Origin of the sequence: Wolbachia endosymbiont of Drosophila baimaii (assembly GCF_028982185.1) — a bacterium.
GTDB classification, from domain to species: domain Bacteria; phylum Pseudomonadota; class Alphaproteobacteria; order Rickettsiales; family Anaplasmataceae; genus Wolbachia; species Wolbachia pipientis.
Genome location: NZ_JAPQLE010000181.1, coordinates 1 through 3,886 on the forward strand (window position 1 = coordinate 1; position 3,886 = coordinate 3,886).

General features: G+C 36.8%; 2 protein-coding genes and 1 pseudogene. All 3 read right to left on the reverse strand.

What is annotated here, in order from left to right:
* Positions 1 to 79: 79 nt before the first annotated feature.
* A pseudogene (locus tag OZD66_RS05525) lies at positions 80 to 825 on the reverse strand (P44/Msp2 family outer membrane protein).
* Between the two features lie 121 nt (positions 826 to 946).
* Positions 947 to 2,959 (reverse strand): type IV secretory system conjugative DNA transfer family protein, encoded by a 2,013-nt coding sequence (locus OZD66_RS05530; protein WP_182366374.1) that lies wholly within the window; start codon positions 2,957 to 2,959, stop codon positions 947 to 949.
* A gap of 30 nt (positions 2,960 to 2,989) precedes the next feature.
* Positions 2,990 to 3,886: P-type DNA transfer ATPase VirB11 (gene virB11 / locus OZD66_RS05535; protein ID WP_275022457.1), on the reverse strand; the 897-nt coding region annotated here is incomplete at its 5' end.

The following is a 3,886-nucleotide window of genomic DNA, read 5'->3' on the forward strand; positions in this document are numbered from 1 at the left end:
AACATTCCTCTATTCGAATCCTTTCGTCGTGCTGTTGATTCTGCCTTCCTATGACCTGTTCGGACTATTATGAGAAATGCTATACTTTGCTACCTGAGCTAGGATCAAGCTTCTTTTTTTTATCATTATTAGGGTCGTCTACCACTTGTCCTAACTTTTCTGCTGTAAGCTTAATATCGCCACCAATAGCACCAAAACCTCTATATCCGATATGCATATTTACATCTTCGTTTATGTGATAGTCAAAGCCAGCTTTTACTTGACCTGCGGGTCTTATTGACGGTTTTTCAAACATCGTCATTCTTGTTGCACCGACTCCAATACCAACGTAAGGAGAAAAAGAGAAACGGTCACTTTTCCAATGATGATAAACATTTGCCATTACAGATATGTTCTCAATTTGGTCATGATTAACTGCAGCACTATAGAGATAAGTTTCTTTATTAGCATTCTGACCAATGTCCTTTAGATATGAAACAGTTATTTGGCTACTTGTTAAACCAATATTATCCACTTTTACAGAAGAATACATCCCTTCCAATTCAGCCCTATAGCTGTTGTTACCCAATTCCCCTGTATAACCAAAGGTGGATTATAATCTCCTTTATACTCACTTAGTGACTGACCTTTTGTGTTCTGAGCATCCCTGTCATTTATAGACAAATTTTTGATATCTGTAGTGCTTGTTTTTAGTTCACCCATGCCATTAAAAAATTGACCATAATACCCACTACCAAAGTAAAACCCTTCTGTTTCACTCGCAAAAGATTGTTGTGACAACAATAAAGCAAGTGCTGTAACCGCTAATGTTTTTTTACTAATCATTACTACTCCCCTAGTTAAAATAGCTAATCTAATACTAATTAATTAAAAATGGCTTAATATGAAAAACCTAATTATTTGCATAACTTGCACTTTTCCGAGCTAAAAATAGGCAAAGTTAACCTTACTTCTCGTCATTTTTTAATTTATCGTCAATATCCTCATCTTCAAATTCATCCTCCTCTTCTTCGTCATCAAACCCATCATCGCTCCTATCCTCATCTTCCTCGTCATCATCTTCAAACTTATCGTCAATATCTTCATCATCAATATCTTCGTCTGCAAATTCATCTGATTCATCATATACTGCATCTTCGGTTTTAGTTTCAGCAGGATAATCAACTGAACTAGGTCCCTCAAGAGCATTATTCCCCTCGTTATTAACCTTATCTTTGCTCGCAGCGGCAGAAAGAACTTTGTTTGGGTCATATGGTTCTTGTGTAGGCACACGAGTTTGCTTGAGCAGCCTTCTTGTGAAGGTGGTATCACTGTAGTACAAAATTTTCTTTGATTTAATTGGGTAAGTCGACTCTATTAAAATTATCTGATCGTCACGTGGCAACATAATAACTTCTTGAGGCAATAGCAATGCTCTCTGTATTTCAGAGATATGTAATGACCTTGAAGCAGGATTTAAATCTAAAAATTTAGGCTTATTCAACGATTCTTGTTGTACAGTTTTGTTTCCTATAAGTTGCGATATTAAATTAGCTGTTTCAATATTATTGGCTGCAAAAGTTATTCTGTAAGTCGAGTTTGACAAAAAGGAGTTCATCCCTGCTTCTTCGTATATTCCTTTGAGCTGCTCAGTATCTTGAACAATTAAGAATAACCTAACTCGATAACCACGAAAATATGCAATACCTGTTTGAAATTGCTCCATTTTTCCAAGTGTAGGAAACTCATCCATTAAAAACAATACGCCATAAGGCTCGTCATCCGATGGCAATTTTCTACATAAAAACTCAGTTGCCTGTTGGTAAAAAACCTGCATTAAAGGCCTGAGCCTAGTCAAGTTGTCAGGAGTTAAACCAACATAAACTGTAATTTTCTTCTTTTTAAAATCTAGAATATTAAAATCACTTGACGCAGTTGCAGTATCAATCAATGGGTTTGCCCACAATTCAAGTGATGAGTTCATGGTTGATACAACACCTGACCTTTCTTTATCAGCTTTTTGTAAAAAAGCTGCAATATTCATATATGCTACAGGGTGTAGTATTTTACCCATTGTATCAAGAGCAACAGCAAGATTATAAACTACATCATCACTACGCATCGTACGCACAACTTCACCAAAAGATTTAACTTTCTCTGGTGCAGCAAGTAAGTATAATACTACTCCAACAAATAAGCTTCTTGCTTCATTCTGCCAAAAGTCTTGTTCAGGCATGATTAGGTTAGCTATTTTCTGCACATCGTCAACCATCTGCCCAGGTTTTTCACTAATCCATTGTAATGGATTGTAACAGTGACTTATTCCATCTGGCTGCGCTGGATTCCATACGTATACTTTTTGTCCTTGTCGTTCTCGCCAACCACTTGTTATTTCATAGTTTTCTAATTTTATGTCGTGTACAATTACCGAGTCAGTCCAAAATAATAAATTAGGAATTACAAAGCCAACACCCTTACCAGAACCTGTAGGTGCAAATAACAATGCATGCTGAAACCCATCAGAAATGAAGTATCCTCTTTTATCTTTACCAAGCAATAATCCCTTTTTGCTTCTTAATCCTGCTTTTCGTATGTCTTTCTCTGATGCCCACTGCGAATCTCCATGAAGTGATTCTCTCTTTTTAAATGGTCGCCACTCAATTATCCTTTCTCTTACATTCCATAAGATAATCATTAAAACAATGATAGGCAGTGCAGAAGATATAATTAATGTGATTTTGAGCTCAAAGCTATATAACTCTGGATGATGCCAACAATATTGTATATGATCAAAAATCGTTGGCCAAAGAGCTTGAGGGAAAGGCGTCAAACTAGGATTAATTGCCTTAAAATCCACAGCATCCGGACCATCAGCAAACAGAACAAACAATATACCAGATAGATAGAAGCAAAACTCAAGTACGCTAAAAGCTACTACACCTCCTATGAGAATATTACGTAGGTGATTTCCATTACTCATAAACTACTCTTCCTTAACTTATGTATAAATTTAAGCATTTTCGCTCGCAGATCTAGTAAATAATATCTCAGAAATGCTTCTTTTGCCCCCACCGGTTCTTTTTAGCTGAATAACAATATCAATCACATTTCTAATGTATGGTATAATTTGGTCTGGAGGAATGCCAAGATTTGCCTGCATAACCATCAATTTTATTTGCTCAAGGGCCATTGTTGCACTATCCGCATGAAGGGTTGATATTGATCCAGGGTGACCAGTATTTATCGCCCTAAGAAAACTAAAAGCTTCCGCTCCACGGAGCTCACCAACTATTATTCTGTCTGGCCTTAAACGTAAGCACGCTTCTATCAAATCTTGAGTGGTTACTTTTGCTCTGCCCTGCCCTCCTTTAGAGGCAATTAGATGGACTTTATTGGGATGATCGTTCAAAACGATTTCCCTTGCATCCTCAACAGTAATAATTCTTTCCTCAGCTGGAATAGCACGCAAAGTAGCATTAGTAAAAGTAGTCTTACCAGTGGAAGTTCCACCACTAATTATAATATTTTTCTTACTTATTACAGCGTATTCTAAAAACTCTTTTATTTTTTTTTGCCTTAACAGTAAATCCAAATGACGGTCAACTGGATTATCAGTTGCTTCTGTAACAGTTTCAGAAAAAGCCCCCATTTTTTCGTAATCATCGAGTGCTAATTGCATGCTAGAAGGCTTACGAATCGACATGACTACTTTATCAGGTTCACATGCTGGCGGAAATACTATCTGTATACGGTAACCATTTGGTAATGTTGCCGAAAGTAACGGCGCTTCTTCGCTAAGTTTTTGTTCTGTAGCTTGAGCAATCAGTCTGCCAAGAGATTTCAAATGGTTAAGATCGAATACTTCTAATTTTTCACACCTTATTTCACCGCGATTTTCAATCCATAC